General features: G+C 32.9%; 1 protein-coding gene and 1 pseudogene. One reads left to right on the top strand and one right to left on the bottom strand.

The features are described from left to right. Window positions 1-121 precede the first annotated feature (121 nt). Window positions 122-715: a TetR/AcrR family transcriptional regulator gene (locus BB045_RS09205; RefSeq protein ID WP_075140697.1), complete on the top strand. Its 594-nt coding sequence runs from the start codon at window positions 122-124 to the stop codon at window positions 713-715. Between the two features lie 285 nt (window positions 716-1,000). On the opposite strand, the pseudogene BB045_RS12235 reads toward BB045_RS09205, so the two are convergent. Beyond that, window positions 1,001-1,232: pseudogene (locus BB045_RS12235) on the bottom strand (transposase); the annotation flags it as partial.

Genomic DNA, 1,232 nt, shown 5'->3' with positions numbered 1-1,232 from the left:
GATAGGGATTGATAAGATATTTCTGTTCCGAACTTATTTATACTTACAAAAAAATCAAGAAAAGAGAGGGTAAACATTACCTAGAATATTAGGATCGTTTTCATTAGGAGGATTACAAAGCATGACTAAAGTTGATAAGGTAAAAGAAAAAATTATTGAAACATCTTTATATTTATTTAATACTAATGGGATAACTCGCACATCCATTCAGGATATAATGACAGCCACTGAACTACCGAAAGGATCTATTTATCGTAGATTCAAAAATAAAGAAGAAATTGTTCTTGCTGCCTACGACAAAAGTGGTGAGATTATGTGGAGTCATTTTCATAAAGCAATGGAAAATAAAAAAACAGCAATCGATAAAATCCTTGCAATTTTCCTTGTATATCAAGATGCAGCTAATAATCCTCCTATTGCTGGAGGCTGTCCATTACTTAATAGCGCCATTGAAAGTACTGGAGTATTTCCAGAATTACAAAAAGCAGCAGCAAAAGGTTATGATGATACAGTAATGTTAATGGCCTCTCTCATAAAGGAAGGGATAGAGAAACAAGAACTTAAAGAAGGGATAGACATTATATCGCTCGCTTCTTTTCTTGCATCTTCAATGGAGGGCGCTATTATGGCAAGTCGTGTATCTAACGATAATATACACCATCATTATTTTATTGAACAAATAAAGCATCATCTTTATTCTTATTCTAAAGTTTAAAAGAGAATAATATTTAGATTGGCGTCCAATACATCTTATTAAAATTAAGATGGTTCAAGTCGGAGGAAGGCACCTTTGGGTGTCTTTTTTTATTATAATAACCCCCAAGCATTCATACACTTGAGGGCTTATCAATTGAAAGATAGGGCTGTTTGGAGTTCCTTAAATTAAGAACAAAGCGGGATTATTCCTAAACTAATTAATAGAGCTACAGCAAACGCTGGAATTGGCACAGGGATCTCGATACTTTCTACAACTAAGAAGTATTGTCCACTTACTACTTTAAAACAAACTAATTGCATTAATTAAGAGGTTTAGTGCACTACTTCTTGGAAGTTGATCTTGTAGCGCTCTTTCTCGTAATTCACTATGTTTTCCAAAGAAAATAGTGAAAGACAAGGCGATGAATACATTTGCAAAATGACAAAACTGTAAGAATACACGAATGTTTGTAAGAAAGTTCGATGTTTTCCTTTTTCTTTTTTTATTATAGTGAAAAAGAAGAACGATATATTCT

Origin of the sequence: Staphylococcus sp. MB377 (genome assembly GCF_001922505.1) — a bacterium.
GTDB lineage: Bacteria > Bacillota > Bacilli > Staphylococcales > Staphylococcaceae > Staphylococcus > Staphylococcus haemolyticus.
The sequence above is the reverse complement of the archived record's forward strand: the minus strand, read 5'-3'. Positions and strand labels throughout refer to the sequence as shown.